Source organism: Candidatus Accumulibacter vicinus, from assembly GCF_000584955.1.
Classification (GTDB): Bacteria; Pseudomonadota; Gammaproteobacteria; order Burkholderiales; family Rhodocyclaceae; genus Accumulibacter; species Accumulibacter vicinus.
Window position 1 is genome coordinate 44,776 of the sequence record NZ_JDSS02000028.1, and the last position, 16,067, is coordinate 60,842.

At 59.9% G+C, this 16,067-nt stretch carries 17 protein-coding genes and 2 riboswitches; of the genes, 7 read left to right on the top strand and 10 right to left on the bottom strand.

What is annotated here, in order from left to right:
- Window positions 1-44: 44 nt before the first annotated feature.
- From clpX to gcvT, 7 genes are all read right to left on the bottom strand, one after another.
- Complete coding sequence (gene clpX, locus CAPSK01_RS13780; RefSeq protein ID WP_034927713.1) at window positions 45-1,046, bottom strand: ATP-dependent Clp protease ATP-binding subunit ClpX; 1,002 nt, start codon at window positions 1,044-1,046, stop codon at window positions 45-47.
- Between the two features lie 150 nt (window positions 1,047-1,196).
- On the bottom strand, window positions 1,197-1,469 hold the full coding sequence (locus CAPSK01_RS13785; RefSeq protein ID WP_034927716.1) for a hypothetical protein: 273 nt from the start codon (window positions 1,467-1,469) through the stop codon (window positions 1,197-1,199).
- Between the two features lie 124 nt (window positions 1,470-1,593).
- Window positions 1,594-2,172, bottom strand: a complete 579-nt coding sequence (locus tag CAPSK01_RS13790) for a DUF2946 family protein (protein ID WP_034927854.1) — start codon at window positions 2,170-2,172, stop codon at window positions 1,594-1,596.
- 75 nt (window positions 2,173-2,247) lie between these two features.
- The gene (locus CAPSK01_RS13795; protein WP_034927718.1) at window positions 2,248-2,730 is read right to left on the bottom strand and encodes a glutathione peroxidase; all 483 of its coding nucleotides are present in this window, start codon (window positions 2,728-2,730) and stop codon (window positions 2,248-2,250) included.
- 2 nt (window positions 2,731-2,732) lie between these two features.
- Complete coding sequence (gene gcvP / locus CAPSK01_RS13800; protein WP_034927721.1) at window positions 2,733-5,648, bottom strand: aminomethyl-transferring glycine dehydrogenase; 2,916 nt, start codon at window positions 5,646-5,648, stop codon at window positions 2,733-2,735.
- 18 nt (window positions 5,649-5,666) lie between these two features.
- Window positions 5,667-6,050 carry a glycine cleavage system protein GcvH gene (gcvH, locus tag CAPSK01_RS13805; RefSeq protein ID WP_034927724.1) on the bottom strand — a complete coding sequence of 128 codons (384 nt, stop codon included), beginning with the start codon at window positions 6,048-6,050 and terminating at the stop codon, window positions 5,667-5,669.
- 44 nt (window positions 6,051-6,094) lie between these two features.
- Window positions 6,095-7,183 carry a glycine cleavage system aminomethyltransferase GcvT gene (gene gcvT, locus CAPSK01_RS13810; RefSeq protein WP_034927728.1) on the bottom strand — a complete coding sequence of 363 codons (1,089 nt, stop codon included), beginning with the start codon at window positions 7,181-7,183 and terminating at the stop codon, window positions 6,095-6,097.
- Between the two features lie 77 nt (window positions 7,184-7,260).
- Window positions 7,261-7,367: riboswitch (glycine riboswitch) on the bottom strand.
- Between the two features lie 3 nt (window positions 7,368-7,370).
- Window positions 7,371-7,457: riboswitch (glycine riboswitch) on the bottom strand.
- A gap of 103 nt (window positions 7,458-7,560) precedes the next feature.
- Here gcvT and CAPSK01_RS13815 point away from each other — a divergent pair.
- The 4 genes from CAPSK01_RS13815 to CAPSK01_RS13830 are packed head-to-tail and all read left to right on the top strand — an operon-like array spanning window position 7,561 to window position 9,557.
- Window positions 7,561-8,094 carry a septation protein A gene (locus CAPSK01_RS13815; protein WP_034927730.1) on the top strand — a complete coding sequence of 178 codons (534 nt, stop codon included), beginning with the start codon at window positions 7,561-7,563 and terminating at the stop codon, window positions 8,092-8,094.
- Entirely contained in the window at window positions 8,094-8,396 is a 303-nt protein-coding gene (locus CAPSK01_RS13820) for a YciI family protein (protein ID WP_034927733.1), read from the top strand. Before CAPSK01_RS13815 ends, CAPSK01_RS13820 begins: the two co-directional genes overlap by 1 nt.
- Window positions 8,393-8,710 (top strand): BolA family protein, encoded by a 318-nt coding sequence (locus CAPSK01_RS13825; RefSeq protein WP_273703695.1) that lies wholly within the window; start codon window positions 8,393-8,395, stop codon window positions 8,708-8,710. Before CAPSK01_RS13820 ends, CAPSK01_RS13825 begins: the two co-directional genes overlap by 4 nt.
- 52 nt (window positions 8,711-8,762) lie before the next feature.
- Window positions 8,763-9,557 (top strand): peptidylprolyl isomerase, encoded by a 795-nt coding sequence (locus CAPSK01_RS13830; RefSeq protein WP_034927735.1) that lies wholly within the window; start codon window positions 8,763-8,765, stop codon window positions 9,555-9,557.
- A 58-nt stretch (window positions 9,558-9,615) separates the two neighbouring features.
- Here CAPSK01_RS13830 and CAPSK01_RS23005 read toward each other — a convergent pair whose 3' ends face one another.
- Complete coding sequence (locus CAPSK01_RS23005) at window positions 9,616-11,391, bottom strand: diguanylate cyclase (protein WP_273703696.1); 1,776 nt, start codon at window positions 11,389-11,391, stop codon at window positions 9,616-9,618.
- Between the two features lie 258 nt (window positions 11,392-11,649).
- Between CAPSK01_RS23005 and CAPSK01_RS13840 the strand changes: the two genes are divergently transcribed.
- From CAPSK01_RS13840 to CAPSK01_RS13850, 3 genes are all read left to right on the top strand, one after another.
- Window positions 11,650-12,576 carry an ABC transporter ATP-binding protein gene (locus tag CAPSK01_RS13840; RefSeq protein ID WP_034927862.1) on the top strand — a complete coding sequence of 309 codons (927 nt, stop codon included), beginning with the start codon at window positions 11,650-11,652 and terminating at the stop codon, window positions 12,574-12,576.
- Window positions 12,573-13,334 (top strand): ABC transporter permease, encoded by a 762-nt coding sequence (locus tag CAPSK01_RS13845; RefSeq protein ID WP_034927738.1) that lies wholly within the window; start codon window positions 12,573-12,575, stop codon window positions 13,332-13,334. Before CAPSK01_RS13840 ends, CAPSK01_RS13845 begins: the two co-directional genes overlap by 4 nt.
- Before the next feature lie 88 nt (window positions 13,335-13,422).
- The gene (locus tag CAPSK01_RS13850) at window positions 13,423-14,823 is read left to right on the top strand and encodes a hypothetical protein (protein ID WP_034927741.1); all 1,401 of its coding nucleotides are present in this window, start codon (window positions 13,423-13,425) and stop codon (window positions 14,821-14,823) included.
- A gap of 394 nt (window positions 14,824-15,217) precedes the next feature.
- Here CAPSK01_RS13850 and CAPSK01_RS13855 read toward each other — a convergent pair whose 3' ends face one another.
- Together CAPSK01_RS13855 and CAPSK01_RS23010 are read right to left on the bottom strand one after the other, a co-directional pair.
- Entirely contained in the window at window positions 15,218-15,460 is a 243-nt protein-coding gene (locus CAPSK01_RS13855) for a hypothetical protein (RefSeq protein WP_034927744.1), read from the bottom strand.
- A 288-nt stretch (window positions 15,461-15,748) separates the two neighbouring features.
- A complete protein-coding gene (locus CAPSK01_RS23010; RefSeq protein WP_273703697.1) occupies window positions 15,749-16,024 on the bottom strand; it encodes a hypothetical protein in 276 nt (91 codons plus the stop codon).
- Between the last annotated feature and the right edge of the window lie 43 nt (window positions 16,025-16,067).

Consider the following 16,067-nt stretch of genomic DNA (forward strand, 5'->3'; position numbering starts at 1 on the left):
GAAGCGCTGTGCGCCGGCCGGCCGGCGCTGGCCGGCTGCCGTGCTTACTTTCGTCTGAAATAACGGGCATCTTCGAAGAGTGATCGGATTTCAACCTTGCAGATTTCGGGTTTGTCCGGTACGACGTAGAGAATCGGTGTGATCAGTTCCTCGAAGATGCCGCGCAGGCTGCGTGCGCCGGTCTTGTATTCGATGGCGATTTCGGCAATCTGCTCGAAGACCCGCTGGCCGATGCTCAACTCGACGCCTTCGCCCCGGAAGATCTCGATGTACTGCCGGTAGATCGAGTTCTTCGGCACGCTCATGATGCTCACCAGCATCGCCTTGGTCAGCGGGTGCAGGTTGGCGATCACCGGCAGGCGGCCGGTGAATTCGGGAATCAGCCCGAACTCGAACAGGTCGGTCGGTTTCACCCGCTGGTTCAGCCGATCGAGAATGTTCTGGTTGTCGTCAGCCGAGGTGGCGATAAACCCGAAACCATGCGTCTTGGACATGATCTTTTCGAGACCGACGAAGGCTCCACCGCAGATGAAGAGGACATTGCTGGTGTCGATGTACTGATTGTTCTTCAGTTTCACCGGCGAACCTTCCATGATTTTCAACAATGCATGCTGTACGCTCTCGCCTGAGGTGGCCCGTGATTCAGCGGGTGCCGTTTTCAGCTTGTCGATTTCATCGATGAAGATGATCCCGTGCTGGGCGTTCTCGACGTTCCCGTCGGCCTTTTCCAGCAGTCGCTGCAAAGCCGCCTCGATTTCTTCATTGACATACTTGGTCTGCGCCAGCGAAGTCGCGTCGGCGGTCACGAACGGTACATCCAGCATCCTCGACAGGGTGTCGCAGAGCAGGGTCTTGCCGGTTCCTGAAGGTCCGACGAGCAGCACATTGCTTTTGGCGAACGATCCCTGGTCATGGGCGAAGGTGGCGATTTTCCGGTAATGCGAGTAGACGGCTACAGCCAGAACCTTCTTGGCTTGATCCTGGCCAATGACGTACTGATCGAGATACCGCACGATCGCGCTGGGCGTGGTTTCTCTGGCTAGCAAGGCGTACCCCGGGATCGACAAACTGATTCGAGAGTCCGCAGCGCCGGCAGACACCGGTCAGTCGATAGCGATCCGCGAGCGACCTGCGTCGTCCGCAGGGCCGCGAGATCGGAAGACGGGCGTGGCGGACTCATTGAGCCCGGCGCAGGCCTAATCGTGTTTGAAGGCAAGAAACATCTTGAAGCAGCGAGCAAAGGCCAGCGGTGTTTCGCAATGCTCGGCCCATAGCGCGCTGGTCATGGAAAAGGAAACGTCGCCTTTGGCTTCCCGATCCTTCACCCAAACCAGGCGGCGATCACTGAATACTCCGGTGGGCAGACGGCTTTGGATGAACGCCCAAACCTCATCCAGTTGATCGAAATTGCCCAGATCCCCTCCAGCGTCGGAGCCTTCCTCTTCTTCCACGAAAACCTGGTAGCGCATCACAAACCTCGGCTAAAACACGTTCCGACACCGAAACGTCGGACTCACAGTCGGTTGACAACGTGTAATTATTCGCCAACATGAATCAATAGTCCATCCCGCCAAGGACTTCGGTGATCGTGGCTCACCCCGTCGCCGCTCGCGGTGAGGGAACGAAGCCATAGCGTCCGGGTACCTCGGATCGACGTATCGAGGCCACCGGCACGTGCTGGCCTGCCCAGTCGAGGGTCAGCACGGTCAGGTCAGGAACTGGCTGCGCAATGATTGCGAGTACGCTCGTATCGTCAGCGGGTTCGCCATCCGGCAAGCGCAGGCAGTCGCGCAGGGCAGGCAGATCACGGTCGCAGAGCAGGGCGATTCCCTCGGGGATCTCGATCAGCAGATTGCCTTCATTGTCGAGGGTGGCGCCACGAATCTCGCTGACATCCTCGCCAGTATGCGTTTCGAGGCGGTCTGTTGCACCCAGGCGGAGCACCCACGGCGTGTATTCGAGCTCGACAAACACCCGTTGCGGGCCGTTCTGCACGAAGTAGCAACCGTCCTCGTCATGTGCGTACTGGCGGTTCAGAAAGTCATTGAGGCCCGCATGGCCAAGCACTTCGCCGCGCAGCCGCCAGTGGCCACGCCGGTCCAGTGACAGCCAGCCATAGCAGGCCGGCACGTTCGGCCAGCGCAGCATGGCGCTGAAGTCAGGCGCGGGCATCGGTCCACGCCTGGCGATGCCTCGACAATGCTCGCTGCGGCTGCCGATCATCGTGATTCTGCATGCCTCCAGGCTTCATAGCAGTTTCTCGATGTCACTGGCGATCGATTCCGGGGCAGTCGCCGGCGCATAGCGCCCGACCACTTCTCCCTGGCGATCGACTAGAAACTTGGTGAAGTTCCACTTGATTCCTTCACTGCCGAGCAGGCCAGGCGCGGCTTTCTTCAGATACTGGTAGAGCGGGTGGGCATCGTTGCCGTTGACGTCGATCTTGGCGAACATCGGGAAGCTGACGCCATAGTTCTTTTGGCAGAAACTGGCAATTTCTTCGGCTTCTCCAGGCTCCTGCGATCCAAACTGGTTGCAGGGAAAACCAAGAACCACCAGGCCGCGTTCCCGATAGCGCTGGTAAAGCGCTTCGAGATCTGCGTACTGTGGTGTGAAGCCACAATGGCTGGCGGTATTGACGATCAGCAGAATCTTGCCGGCATAGTCGGCCATCGACTGGCTGCCGCCGGCAAGGCGCTCGGCGCTGAACTCATGGATGGGGGGGCGCATGCTCATGTCTCCGGAAGTGGGTGGGTGTGCTCGCCGATCTCGTCGATCGGAACACAGGCACAGAACAGGTGACGGTCACCATACACGTCGTCGACGCGATTGACGCTCGGCCAGAATTTGTTTTCAGCCAACTCGGGCAGCGGGAAAACGGCCTCCTGACGGCTGTACGGCCGGTTCCAGTGGCTGTCGACAAGGTCGGCCTGGGTATGGGGAGCATGCTTCAGCGGATTGTCATCGGCGGGCCAGTGGCCCCGTTCGATCTGGCGAATCTCGTTGCGGATGCTGACCATTGCGGCGATGAAGCGGTCGAGTTCGGCTTTGGTTTCGGATTCGGTCGGCTCGACCATCATCGTCCCGGCGACCGGGAAGCTGACTGTCGGAGCGTGAAAGCCATAGTCCATCAGCCGCTTGGCGATGTCGATCTCGGAGATCCCGGTGATCGCCTTGAGCGGGCGGATGTCGAGGATGCATTCGTGTGCCACCCGTCCATTCCTGCCGGTGTACAGAATCGGGTAGTGTGCCTGCAGGCGGCTGGCGATGTAGTTGGCGTTGAGAATGGCCACCTCGGTGGCGCGGGTCAGTCCGCGGCCGCCCATCATGGCGATATACATCCACGCAATCGGCAGGATCGAGGCCGATCCCCACGGGGCTGCGGCGACAGCACCCTGACCCGCATGCGGACCGCTGATCGGCTGCACGCGGTGGTTGGCCATGAACGGCGCGAGATGCGCTTTCAGACCGATCGGTCCCATTCCCGGCCCGCCGCCGCCATGCGGAATGCAGAAAGTCTTGTGCAGATTCATGTGGCTGACATCGGCGCCGATCCGTGCCGGCGAGGTCAGGCCAACCTGTGCGTTGAGGTTGGCGCCATCCATGTACACCTGGCCGCCATGTTCATGAACAATGGCGCAGATATCCTTGACCGCTTCCTCGAAGACGCCATGCGTCGACGGGTAGGTGATCATCAGGCAGGCCAGGCTGGCCGCGTTCTGCGCCGCCTTGGCCGCAAGGTCGGCGACATCGATGTTGCCGGCATCGTCGCAGTTGACCACCAGCACGTGCATGCCACACATCTGCGCGGTAGCAGGATTGGTGCCGTGCGCCGATTTCGGGATCAGGCACACTTTGCGCTGGGCTTCGCCACGGCTGGCGTGATAACGTGCGATGGCGACCAGGCCGGCGTATTCTCCCTGCGCCCCCGAGTTCGGCTGCATGCAGATGGCGTCGAAACCGGTGATCGCCTTGAGCCAGGATTCCAGCTCGCTGATCATCTGCAGGTAACCCTGCGCCTGATCGAGCGGGGCGAAGGGGTGGATGTCGGCGAATTCCGGCCAGCTGATCGGAATCATCTCGCTGCTGGCGTTGAGCTTCATGGTGCAGGACCCGAGCGGGATCATCGAGTGATCGAGCGCCAGATCCCGGTTCTGCAGCTTCTTGAGGTAGCGCAGCATCGCGTGTTCGGTATGGTAGGTGTTGAAGACCGGATGCGTGAGGATCGCGTCCCGGCGCAGCAGGCCTGCCGGCAAGGACGGGTCGGCTTGTCGCAGTTGCTCGTCGAAAGGCTTGAGGTCGGCGTTGACGCCGGTCATCAGCTTGATCAGCCGGGCGATATCCGTCGCCGAGGTTTTTTCGTTGATGGCGATGCCGAGTATGCCCGGGGAAACCTGGCGAAGGTTGTAACCTTGTTCGCTGGCGACCTTGTAGACGAGCAGCGCCCGGCTGCCCAGGTCGACGCGCAGGGTGTCGAAGAAATGCCTGGTGAGGACGGTGATCCCGGCACGCCGCAGGCCTTCGGCGAGAATTGCGGCGAGGCGATGGATGCGTGCGGCGATGCTCCGCAGGCGGTCCGGACCATGATAGACAGCGTACATGCCGACCATGTTGGCGAGCAAAACTTGGGCTGTGCAGATGTTCGAGTTGGCCTTTTCGCGGCGGATGTGCTGTTCGCGGGTCTGCAGCGCCATCCGCAGCGCTCGCCGGCCGCGGGCGTCAACGGAGACCCCGATGATCCGGCCGGCCACTGCACGCTTGTATTCGTCCCTGGTGGCAAAGAAAGCAGCGTGCGGACCACCGAATCCGAGCGGCACCCCGAATCGCTGTGACGAGCCGAGCGCGATGTCGGCACCCATTTCGCCCGGTGAGCGAAGAAGCACCAGGGCCATCAGGTCGGAGGCGACGGCCACGAGGCCTCCACGCGATTTGACGGCAGCAATCGGGCCGCTCAGGTCGCTGACCTCGCCGTGGTCGTTCGGGTATTGAAACAGCGCGCCGAAGACCTCCTGTTGCGCTGCCTCGTCCGGCGGACCAAAGACCAGTTCAAAGCCAAAGAAGCGGGCACGCGTCTGCAGTACATCGATGGTCTGCGGGAAGCAGGCCGTGTCAACAAAGAAGAGGTTCGATTTCGACTTGCTGGCCCGGCGTGTCATGCTCATTGCCTCGGCAGCCGCGGTCGCTTCGTCGAGCAAGGAGGCGTTGGCGAGTTCGAGGCCGGTGAGATCGATGACCACCTGCTGGTAGTTGAGGAGTGCCTCGAGGCGTCCCTGCGCGACTTCTGCCTGATAGGGCGTGTAGGCGGTGTACCAACCCGGGTTCTCGAGCACGTTGCGCAGCACCACCGCCGGAGTCAGCGTATCGGCGTAACCCATTCCGATCAGCGAGTGTTGCACGCGATTACCTCGGGCAAGGGCGCGCAGGGCTGCCAGCGCTTCGCTTTCCGGGCGCGGTTCGGCGAGTGCCAGTGGCGCTGTCAGTCGAATCGTCGCCGGGATGGTTTGCTCGACGAACTGTTCCATGCTGCTGGCACCGATGCTGGCCAGCATGGCGGCGATGTCGCTCGCGCTGGGGCCGATGTGGCGGCTGATGAAGTCGTCGCGCTGTCCGAGTGCTGCGAGCGTCGGGGCAAGAGAAAGGCTGTCCATGGGGGGGCGGTCCTGGGCCTAAGTGGCGTCAATGATCTGCTGGTAGGCTGCGGCATCGAGCAGGGCTTCGACGTTGCTGGCCGCCGCCGGCCGCATCCGGAACAGCCAGACCGCGTAGGCGTCCTGATTGACCGTTTCGGGTGCGTCTACCGCCGCCTGGTTGACGTCGACGATGGTTCCCGCCAGCGGTGCGTAGACGTCGGCGGCTGCCTTGACCGATTCAACGACCGCAGCTTCCTGTCCGGCGGCGAGATCGCTGCCGACCGTGGGCAATTCGATGAATACCAGGTCGCCGAGCAGTTCCTGCGCATGCTCGGTAATGCCGATACTGATGGTGCCGTCGGCTTCGTTGCGGATCCATTCATGACTTCTGGTGTACTTGAGGTCGGCGGGGATGTTCATCTGTTCTCCTGAGGGGTTGAAGTCTTGCTGTGGGCGATCAGCAATCAAATCAGAATATTGCCATTTCTGACGAAACAGGGTTTGACTATCCGGGCGCTGAGCAGTTTATCGCGAACCGCGACCTGAACCGTGTCAGCGATCGCCACGGCGAGCGGCATCCGGGCCAGGGCGATCGATTGCTGCATTGTCGGGGAGAAACTGCCGCTGGTGATTTCACCGTCACCGTGCGCCGTGTGGACCTTCTGGTGAGCTCGCAGGACACCGCGATCGAGCAGCACGAGGCCAAGAAACTGATATTGCTGCGGCCTCGCGAGGAGGGCAGCCTTGCCGACGAAGTCGCGTGCAGAGACGAGGTCGACTGTCCAGGCCAGGCCGGCATCGAGCGGTGAAACGGTTTCGTCCATGTCCTGGCCGTAGAGATTCATGCCGGCTTCGAGGCGCAGGGTGTCGCGGGCACCCAGACCGCACGGTCGCACACCGGCCTCGACGAGCAGGTTCCAGAGACTCTCGGCCTGCTCGGCGGGGAGGGTGATCTCGTAGCCGTCTTCTCCGGTATAGCCGGTGCTGGCGATGAAATAGTCGCCGACGCTGGTGGCAAAGAACGGTTTCAGGGCTGCACAGGCTGCGCGGCATTCCGGCAGCACCTGCCAGACTCGCTGGCGGGCGTTCGGTCCCTGGACGGCCACCATCGCCAGCGCGCGGCTGCCCTCACGACGCGGCGTGAGGGTGGCTGCCAACTGCCAGTCGTCGAGGCGAGCTTGCATCCACGCAAGATCCTTCTCGGCAGTGCCGGCGTTGATCACGACACGGAAACGGCTGGCGTCGAGGAAGTAGACGATCAGGTCGTCGATGACCCCGCCGGTTTCGTTGAGCATGGCGCTGTACAGGGCCTTGCCGGGGATCTTCAGGCGGTCGACGTTGTTGGCGATCAGACGCCGCAGAAAAAGACCGGCATCAGGGCCCTCGACATCGACGGCGCACATGTGCGAGACGTCAAACATGCCGGCATCACGGCGGACGGCGTGGTGTTCCTCGATTTGCGAACCGTAGTGGAGAGGCATCTCCCAACCGCCAAAATCGACCATTCGTGCACCGCTACGGCGGTGATTTTCGTTGAGAACCGTTTTCTTCATCGTATTCAGTGATCGCTAAGATTGATCGAAGGGCATGGCAAAAACAAAAAAGGGGCGAACTCGTCTCGAGTTCACCCCCCTGTCCATGTACCTGAGAGATTGTCCGGCTGCCACCCTGCATCGGTGAGTAGCAACCTGCCCCATCGGTGGGCGCTTTGCCAGACGCGAGCGCCGCTCTCCAGAGTTCAATTCGCGAACGGTCCTTTTGCCTGAGCGTTTCCGGGTGGATTGCGCCTTCGGCGGCGGTTATGCCGCACTCTCCCATTCGTGCCGCCACTATAGCGCGGTGAGTGCTGCAACCGCAAGCCAGATGCGTAGTGATGGACAGCAGTCTGTTATATCGGCCATAATCACCCGATCTGTCTACTGCATCCGCCATGAAGTTCCTTTTCGACCTTTTGCCGGTCATCCTTTTCTTTATCGCCTACAAGGTTTTCGACATTTACGTCGCAACCGGGGTAGCCATGGCTGCGAGTTTCGCGCAGATTGGCTGGCTATGGTTCAAGGGCCGCAAGATTGACACCATGCTTTGGGTGAGCCTGGTGGTGATCATGGTTTTTGGCGGCATGACCCTGATCCTGCAGGACGAAACCTTCATCAAGTGGAAGCCGACGGTACTCTACTGGACCTTTGCAGCGACGCTGCTCGGAGGCACGCTGTTCTTCAGGAAGAACCTGATGCGGGCGTTGCTCAGCGAGCAGATGGAACTGCCGGAGGTCGCCTGGAGCAAACTCAACTGGTCATGGGTCGGTTTCTTCATTTTCATGGGAATCGCCAACCTTTTTGTAGCTTTCAACTTTTCGACAGACGACTGGGTCAACTTCAAACTGTTTGGTGCGACCGGGCTGATGCTGGTTTTTGTGGTCATCCAGGGGTTGATGCTGTCGAAGTACATCGAGGAGACTAAATGATGTTCTACGCCATCGTTGGCGAAGACCGTCCAGACTCACTGGCCGACCGTCTCGCTGCCCGGCCGGCGCATATCGAGCGTCTCAAGGCGCTGCAGGATGACGGTCGCCTGTTGCTGGCGGGCCCCTTTCCTGCCATTGATTCTCCTGACCCCGGGCCGGCTGGTTTCTCCGGCAGTCTGATTGTTGCCGAGTTCGCTTCACTCGAAGCGGCCAGAACCTGGGCCGACGCCGACCCTTACGTCGCTAGCGGGGTCTACACGACCGTGACCGTCAAGCCATTCAAGAAAGCCCTGCCGGCGTGACCGATGCGCCCGCCGCTGGTGCTGCTGCCAGCGTTGTCACGAACATTCAGCAACGACTTACAGTGCTGGCGCCGATCCGCCTGGAGGTGATCGACGACTCGGCTCGGCACACCGGGCATGCCGGTGCGCAGGGTGGAGGGGGCCATTATCGCCTGCTGATCGTTTCGGATGCTTTCGCAGATCTCGCCCGTCTGGCGCGTCATCGCCTGGTGCATGCTGCGCTGGATGACCTGATGCCTATCCGGATTCATGCCTTGAGCATCCAGGCGCTGACCCCTGCAGAATATTCGGCGATAGCCTCGATAACTTCCTGAGCACACTTGCCTTACTTCCACCCAACCCAACTCAACCGAAGGAAAATCAGACATGCACAAGCTTTCCCGACTCGCCAGCGCGTTGCTGCTCGCTGCGCTTATCTCGCTCCCGGCGGCAGCCCAGAAGGCCGCAAGCGGCGCCGTTGCCACCGTCAACGGGGTTGCCATTCCTCAGACTGTTGCCAACGCCTTTGTCGCTGAACAGAAAGCTCAGGGCGCCCCCGATACTCCCGAGTTGAAGAACGCGGTTCGTGAAGAATTGATCCGTCGCGAATTGCTGGTCCAGGAAGCGAAGAAGCTGAACCTTGACAAGCAACCCGACGTATCGGCACAAGCCGATCTGGCCAGGCAGGCGATCTTCATCCGCGCTTTTGTTCAGGATTTCGTCAAGAAGCACCCGATCAGCGACCAGGATCTCAAGGCCGCATACGACAAGATGAAAACCCAGATGGGCAATACCGAGTACAAGGTCCGTCACATCCTGGTTGAACAGGAAGACGAGGCCAAGACCATCATCGCCAATCTGAAAAAGGGTGCCAAGTTCGACGAGTTGGCCAAGCAGTCCAAGGATCCTGGATCCAAGGACAAAGGCGGCGACCTCGGCTGGAACAGCACGGCCAGTTACGTGAAACCGTTTGGCGATGCGGTCGGCAGTCTGAGCAAGGGCAAGTACACCGAAACCCCGGTCAAGACCGATTTTGGTTATCACGTGATCTTGCTAGAGGACAGCCGTCCGCTGACTATACCCCCGTTCGACCAGGTCAAGCCGCAACTGGCGCAGCGCCTGCAGCAGGAGCAGATCCAGAAATACGTGAATGATCTGCGTGCCAAGGCAAAAGTCCAGTAGTTTTTCCCGACGGAAGGGCGCCGGAAATCCGGCGCTTCGCCAGACGCTGTGAGGCGAGTCAGTCTACCCCGTCCTTCTCTTCATGAAACCGGATCAGATTGCATCCCGCTTGTTTGGCTTGATACATTTCTGTATCAGCCCGCTTGAGAAGGTCGTCTCGGCTGACGACATGATCGAGAAACAGTGTCACGCCGATACTTGCCGTGCAATGATGTTCGATTGTCGTGTCTGCGCTTCCTTTGCACCTGATGGTCAGCAGGTAGGGTTCCGATAAGCGGATACGAATCTTGTTCGCGACGATCGCGGCTTGCGTACCCGATTCGATTTTATCCGCATGCAGATCACTCAGGATCACGACAAACTCATCGCCGCCGAAACGCGCCACCGTGTCTACCGAGCGAACGCAGGTTTTCAGTCGATTTGCCGCTTCGATCAGCAGTAAATCGCCTACTTCATGGCCATGCCGGTCATTCACCGGCTTGAAGTTGTCGAGATCGATGAACATCAACGCGCCATAGCAAGCATTGCGCTTGCTGGCTGCCATGGTCTGCTGCAGGCGGTCGTTGAGCAGCAGGCGGTTGGGCAGTTGGGTGAGTGCGTCATAGAAAGCCAGATGGTGGATTTTTTCTTCGGCGGCCTTGCGCTCGGTGACGTCATGGGAAACGACGACCACGCGTTTGATGCGGCCTTCATTGTCCCTGATGACCCCACCGCGAGATTCGATCAGGCGGATGTCGCCGCCGGTCGTCACAAAGCGGTATTCGAGATGGTGCCCGATACCCGTGGCGACGGTCTCGCGAAACGCGCTGACGACTCGTTCGCGGTCGGCCGGATGGATGTCTTCGAATGAGGAAGTGCCGCAAAGATTCCGGTCACCGAGCAGACGTGTGTAGGACGGACTGTTGTATACCCGTCGCCCTTCAATGTCGAGAACCGCGACGAAGCCTTGGAGGTTTTCGGCGATCAAGCGGAAGAAAGCTTCCTGCTCGCGCAAGGCGTTTTCCGCACGCTTGCGTGGGGTAATGTCTTCGTGGGCCACTACGGCGCCTTCGCAGGGTGCAAGCATCGGATAGACGCGCATGTGAAACCAGCGTGCCTGATCAGGAAAGTTGCAGGAATATTCGAGACTGAAGTGCGCTTGTGCCTTGCTCAGTACCGCCGCTATGCCGGCCCAGGCCTGCAAGGCTTCCTCTTCACCCGGCTGTCCGGCGGCCGCCATGCAGACGCTGCGATAGCTGAGGCCCACGGAGTTTGCCGCCAGGCTTGGCGCCCCGTTTTCCTCGGCAAAGCGCTGCCACGCCCTGTTGACCGAAACGATCACGCCCTGAGGATCAAGAACGGCGAGATTTGCGGTCAGCGAGTTGAGAATGGTGCGAGTGAATGCTTCGCTTTCCAGCAGCGCTTGTTCTCGCGTTGCAAGTTGCTTGCGGTAGTTCTCGGCCGCCCTGCGTAACTGTTCCCGATGCAGCAGATTGCGGATGCGTCGGCGGGTAATCTCTGCGATGATCGGCGGGGTGAAGACGGTGTCGGCAGGACTCAGGAGCTGCTCGGTACTCGCTGTCCCGGCCGCGCTGGGCGCTGTCACAAAGATCATCGGAATATCCTGCAGTCGAGGGTCGGCCTTGAGCCGCCGGCAGGTCTCGTAACCATCCATCTCCGACATCATGACATCGATCAGGATCAGATCGGGGGGGGATTCGGCTGCCATCGCCATTCCCTGTGCGCCGGAACTTGCGAACTGCAATTCGAATTCCGGAGCCAGTGTCGCCCGCAGCGTCAGCAGATTGGCCGGCCGGTTATCTATGGCCAAAATCCGTGGCATCGGGTCGCTCATGGTGCTGTTGTCCTCTCACCCCTGCGCTGCAGGGGGCCTTTGCCGACAGTGTAACCAGGATATACCGCAGCATGCCTGCCGTTGCCATGGCCGTCTCGCTGCAGTCGTCATTACAACTCATCCCAAAGATTTAATATGCTAAATTATAGCCAATATGGTGCCAGTGCCGGACCTGCATGCTGGTCGCGCCGTGCGCTCGCAGCCAAGATGATCATGCCGCTGTTCAATCCAATGCCGGGATCTGCTATGGTCGCGTCCATGCCGACCATCCTCTCCATCACCGGACTCTGCAAGACCTACGCCACCGGCTTCCAGGCGCTCAAGGAGATCAGTCTGGATATTCGCCGTGGCGAGATCTTCGCCTTGCTGGGTCCCAACGGCGCAGGAAAAACCACCCTGATCAGCATCATCTGCGGGATCGTCAATGCCAGCGCAGGAACGGTGCGGGTAGACGGTCACGACATTGTCACCGACTACCGGGCAGCGCGCGCAAAGATCGGTCTGGTCCCGCAGGAGCTGACCACCGATGCCTTCGAATCGGTATGGGCGACGGTTTCCTTTAGCCGTGGTCTCTTCGGCAAGCGCGCAAATCCGGCCTACATCGAAAAGATACTCCGCGAGCTCTCCCTGTGGGACAAGAAGGACAACAAGATCATCACCCTCTCGGGCGGCATGAAGCGCCGCCTGCTGATCGCCAAGGCGCTGTCGCACGAGCCACAGATTCTGTTTCTCGACGAGCCGACAGCCGGGGTCGATGTCAACCTGCGGCGTGACATGTGGCAACTGGTGCGCTCGCTCAAAGCGACCGGGGTGACCGTCATCCTGACCACCCATTACATCGACGAGGCCGAAGAGATGGCTGAACGGATCGGGGTGATCAGCAAGGGCGAGATCATTCTGGTGGAAGACAAGGTTGAACTGATGCGCAAGCTGGGCAGGAAGCAGATGACTCTGCAACTGCAGAATCCACTCGCCGGCATCCCACCCGAACTCGATGCCTACCCGCTGGAACTGTCGAGCGATGGCGGCGAACTGACCTATACCTACGACACGAATGACGAGCGAACCGGCATCGTTGCGCTGCTCAGGGATCTCAATGACGCAGCCATCGTCTTCAAGGATCTGCACACCACCCAGAGTTCGCTTGAAGACATTTTCGTCAGCCTGGTGAAGGAGGCAAAATGAACCTGCAGGCCATGCGTGCGATTTACCTCTTCGAGATGGCACGTACCCGACGCACGCTGCTGCAGAGCATTGTCTCGCCAGTGATTTCAACCTCCCTGTATTTCGTCGTCTTCGGGGCGGCGATCGGTTCGCGGATTCCCGAGATCGACGGCATCAGTTATGGTGCCTTCATCGTGCCAGGGCTGATCATGTTGTCGCTATTGACGCAGAGCGTTTCCAACGCTTCATTCGGCATCTATTTTCCAAAATTCACGGGAACGATCTACGAGTTGCTGTCGGCGCCGGTTTCCTATCTCGAGATCGCCGCCAGTTATGTCGGTGCAGCCGCCAGCAAGTCGGTTGTCCTCGGCCTGATCATTCTTGCCACAGCCGGCCTGTTCGTTCCCATCGAGGTCGCGCATCCCTTCTGGATGCTGCTTTTCCTGGTGCTCACGGCGGTCACTTTCAGCCTTTTCGGGTTCATCATCGGCATCTGGGCGGATAATTTCGAGAAGCTGCAACTGGTGCCGTTGCTGATCATCACCCCTCTGACATTTCTGGGTGGCAGCTTCTACTCGATCAATATCTTGCCACCGATCTGGCAGACAATCACCCTGTTCAACCCCGTGGTCTATCTGGTGAGCGGCTTCCGCTGGAGTTTTTATGACGTTGCCGACGTCCGTGTCGGGATCAGCCTGGCCATGACGCTGCTGTTCCTGGCGATATTTCTGGCGATCGTAGCCTGGATTTTCAAGACCGGCTACCGCCTCAAGAACTGAAGTGGACTCCGAAGGTTTGTGCTGGGGCGGCTAATCTTGCTGCCGATTTTGAACAACCGGGTGTTTGCCGTCGAAGGAGGGCCTGGCGATGAAAAAACTATTCCACTGGATTGGACGGGCGTGCTCATCGAAGGCCTCTTCGCCGGTGTTGCGGGTGCGTTTTCTGCTGGCGATGGCGGCTGGTCTGCTGACACTTGCGGCATCGCCCAGTACTGCCCGGCCTGTTCTGCAATGGGGAATCGGCTGTGGGGACGGGCGGGTTGATGTCGTCCTGGATGACTTCGATACGCCGTGGGAGCATTGCTGTACGGCCGATGTGTCGATTCCCAGGCCGACATTGCGTACGGTTGCGGGCTGCAACGGCACGGCTCTGGCAGTGGATTACGATCTGCGCAATGTCGCCCCCTCCGGCAGCCAGAACGCCGGGCAAAGCTGGGTCGTGTTGCAGAGGACTCTGGCCGAGGCGCGCGACCTCAGCCGATACACCCACCTGCGGCTGGCAATGCGCGGCTCCAACCTGCGTGCGCACGACACGGTCGAAGTGAAGCTCAAGGACGCGAGCGGCCTGGTTGCCGTCGCCCTGAAAAGCATGACCGACCTGCCGGTATGGAGAGCAATCTACCTCGACCTGCGGGAATTGAGCTCGGACCGCGCGATCGACCTGAGCAGAGTGACGGGTTTCGAGATGGCCATCGTCCGTTGCGCCGGCTGCGAAGTCGCGGACAACCCATCGAGTGACCCAGGTGTGGAAGAGCATGCCGGAACCCTCTACCTCGACGAGTTTGCGGCGGTCGACCTGAAGCCGGGTGGAGCCCACCGTTTGCCCGCCGCCAGCGGTTTTGCGACCGTCACTCGGGACGCGACGGTGCGCCGCAAAGCCGCCGATGCGCTGCTGGCGCAGGTTGCGCCGTCCGCAGCGGGCAAGGATCTGCTGCCGGCGTGGTTTCCCGAGACGACGCCCAACTTCAACAGCTATGCCCAGGCCGAAGCGCTCCTGGTGTTCGTTTACGAGTACCAGGACACCGGGCAGGCGGCTTTCCTCGAGGCCGCGAGAAAGCTGGCAGCCCGGCTGATCGCCTTGCAGATTCCCGCCAGCAGGGTGCAGGCAGGAGCCTGGTACTCGACGTATGTTTCACAGACCGGGATGCTCAGAGGTTCCGATCGCGCGTCGCAGCCGATTCCCTGCGATGGCAATGAAACGCTGATACAGGACATCGATACCTGTGAATGGGCCGGCAACGTCGGATGGGTGCTGATTGCGCTCAACAAACTGCGCAACAGTGGTCTGTACGCGGATACCGTTGCGCTCGACAACGCGATCGATCGTGGGTCAGCGTGGCTGATTGGCCAGTTTGGCCGCCATCCGGCGTATCCGAACCTGATTTCATTGGGCATCGAAGGAAACATCTCGGCTTACTTTGGCCTGCGCGCTGCAGGACGCTTGCAGGAAGCATCGCTGCTCGGCAGCGCCATTTTTCAATTCGGTTAGGATGCCGTCCAGCGACGCATGAAGCCTGGCGTTCTGCCTGCTGACGCGGCCAGCGCGATGGATGTCAGCGGCAGTTGGGGAGCGACCTTTCTCCGCGCGATTGGCAAGACCCAGGAGGCGCTGGACGCGCAGGCTTATGCAGCCTCCATTCTGCGCGTCAGCTCATTCGACGCAACGCGCTATGGGTACGGCGACATCGCCGGACCCTACACGCCTGCAGTCGAATTTCAGTTACACTTTCAACGGCAGCGAGCCGGCAGGTACCTACCGCTGGCTGGGCGCATTCGTCGAACCGGGGACGCCGCTCAACCTGATCTCAGACATCACGCAACCGTCGTTCGAGTTTCGGTAGCGGTGCGAATGCCTCTTCTCCTGGAACGGGCCGTCAGGATCATCACCCCTGGGGTGTGGATTGCCGCTGGTGTCTGCTCGTGGCCGTCCGTATCTGCCACTGTTGCCGATATTGACTGGCATTGGCCTCGATCCATGCCAATGCGCGGAGTTCCCGCTCATCCCATGGAAAGCGCTCCACATACGCTTCGATCTCGGCAACTTGCTGGCGAAGAAAGTCTGTCTCTGAGAAGGTGGCTCCAAGACCGGGAAGGAAGCGGAGCGTGGGATCATCCGGGATATTCATGTTCTTCACTCCTTGAGGAGCGTGTCTCAGGCCGCGGCTGCCCAGTCGATCCATTGGCAACCGCTGACCTGGCCTGGTTCCTGAAGCGATTCCTGCGCTGATCTGCACGAACCCCATGCCGTCAACCATCATAAACCACTTTAAAGATACGATCTAACACAATGTACAGTCGCGATATTGTTCCCCGTTTCCGGGGGGCGTTGTCAACCTCGATGAGAAACGGAAGGCGTTTTTCGTAGTGACTGACGTAAAATTGATACACTCCGGGACTCTGGAAATTGTTTAGAATCACCAAAGCAAGAAACAGGCCGAGAGCCAACTCCTTACGATAACTTTCAGAAATTGATGGGGTTTTTGTTCTACGTGAGGGAATTTCGAAATTCCGGTGGCGGTAATTGTCGGAAGACTGTAAAAATCGTCGACACCGGTCAGCGCAGCGCGGATCGCCGCGCAATACCCCTGGGTGATTTGCGCCACCTCGTCGTCCCGTTTTTCTACTTTCCGTTCGATGGGATAACCTTTTGCCAAAATCGCCTGAGCCCGAAACGCCGGACGAAGCCACACCACTGGTCACCCAAACCCTGATTCCCTGATTCCCGCATTCCCG

What these genes read in the sequence shown, in the direction of transcription:
- CAPSK01_RS13785 (WP_034927716.1), bottom strand. Translation starts at nt 1,469, where the DNA reads ATGCGCTACCAGGTTTTCGTGGAAGAAGAGGAAGGCTCCGACGCTGGA.
- CAPSK01_RS13790 (WP_034927854.1), bottom strand. Translation starts at nt 2,172, where the DNA reads ATGCCCGCGCCTGACTTCAGCGCCATGCTGCGCTGGCCGAACGTGCCG.
- CAPSK01_RS13795 (WP_034927718.1), bottom strand. Translation starts at nt 2,730, where the DNA reads ATGCGCCCCCCCATCCATGAGTTCAGCGCCGAGCGCCTTGCCGGCGGC.
- gcvP (WP_034927721.1), bottom strand. Translation starts at nt 5,648, where the DNA reads ATGGACAGCCTTTCTCTTGCCCCGACGCTCGCAGCACTCGGACAGCGC.
- gcvH (WP_034927724.1), bottom strand. Translation starts at nt 6,050, where the DNA reads ATGAACATCCCCGCCGACCTCAAGTACACCAGAAGTCATGAATGGATC.
- gcvT (WP_034927728.1), bottom strand. Translation starts at nt 7,183, where the DNA reads ATGAAGAAAACGGTTCTCAACGAAAATCACCGCCGTAGCGGTGCACGA.
- CAPSK01_RS13815 (WP_034927730.1), top strand. Translation starts at nt 7,561, where the DNA reads ATGAAGTTCCTTTTCGACCTTTTGCCGGTCATCCTTTTCTTTATCGCC.
- CAPSK01_RS13820 (WP_034927733.1), top strand. Translation starts at nt 8,094, where the DNA reads ATGTTCTACGCCATCGTTGGCGAAGACCGTCCAGACTCACTGGCCGAC.
- CAPSK01_RS13830 (WP_034927735.1), top strand. Translation starts at nt 8,763, where the DNA reads ATGCACAAGCTTTCCCGACTCGCCAGCGCGTTGCTGCTCGCTGCGCTT.
- CAPSK01_RS23005 (WP_273703696.1), bottom strand. Translation starts at nt 11,391, where the DNA reads ATGAGCGACCCGATGCCACGGATTTTGGCCATAGATAACCGGCCGGCC.
- CAPSK01_RS13840 (WP_034927862.1), top strand. Translation starts at nt 11,650, where the DNA reads ATGCCGACCATCCTCTCCATCACCGGACTCTGCAAGACCTACGCCACC.
- CAPSK01_RS13845 (WP_034927738.1), top strand. Translation starts at nt 12,573, where the DNA reads ATGAACCTGCAGGCCATGCGTGCGATTTACCTCTTCGAGATGGCACGT.
- CAPSK01_RS13850 (WP_034927741.1), top strand. Translation starts at nt 13,423, where the DNA reads ATGAAAAAACTATTCCACTGGATTGGACGGGCGTGCTCATCGAAGGCC.
- CAPSK01_RS13855 (WP_034927744.1), bottom strand. Translation starts at nt 15,460, where the DNA reads ATGAATATCCCGGATGATCCCACGCTCCGCTTCCTTCCCGGTCTTGGA.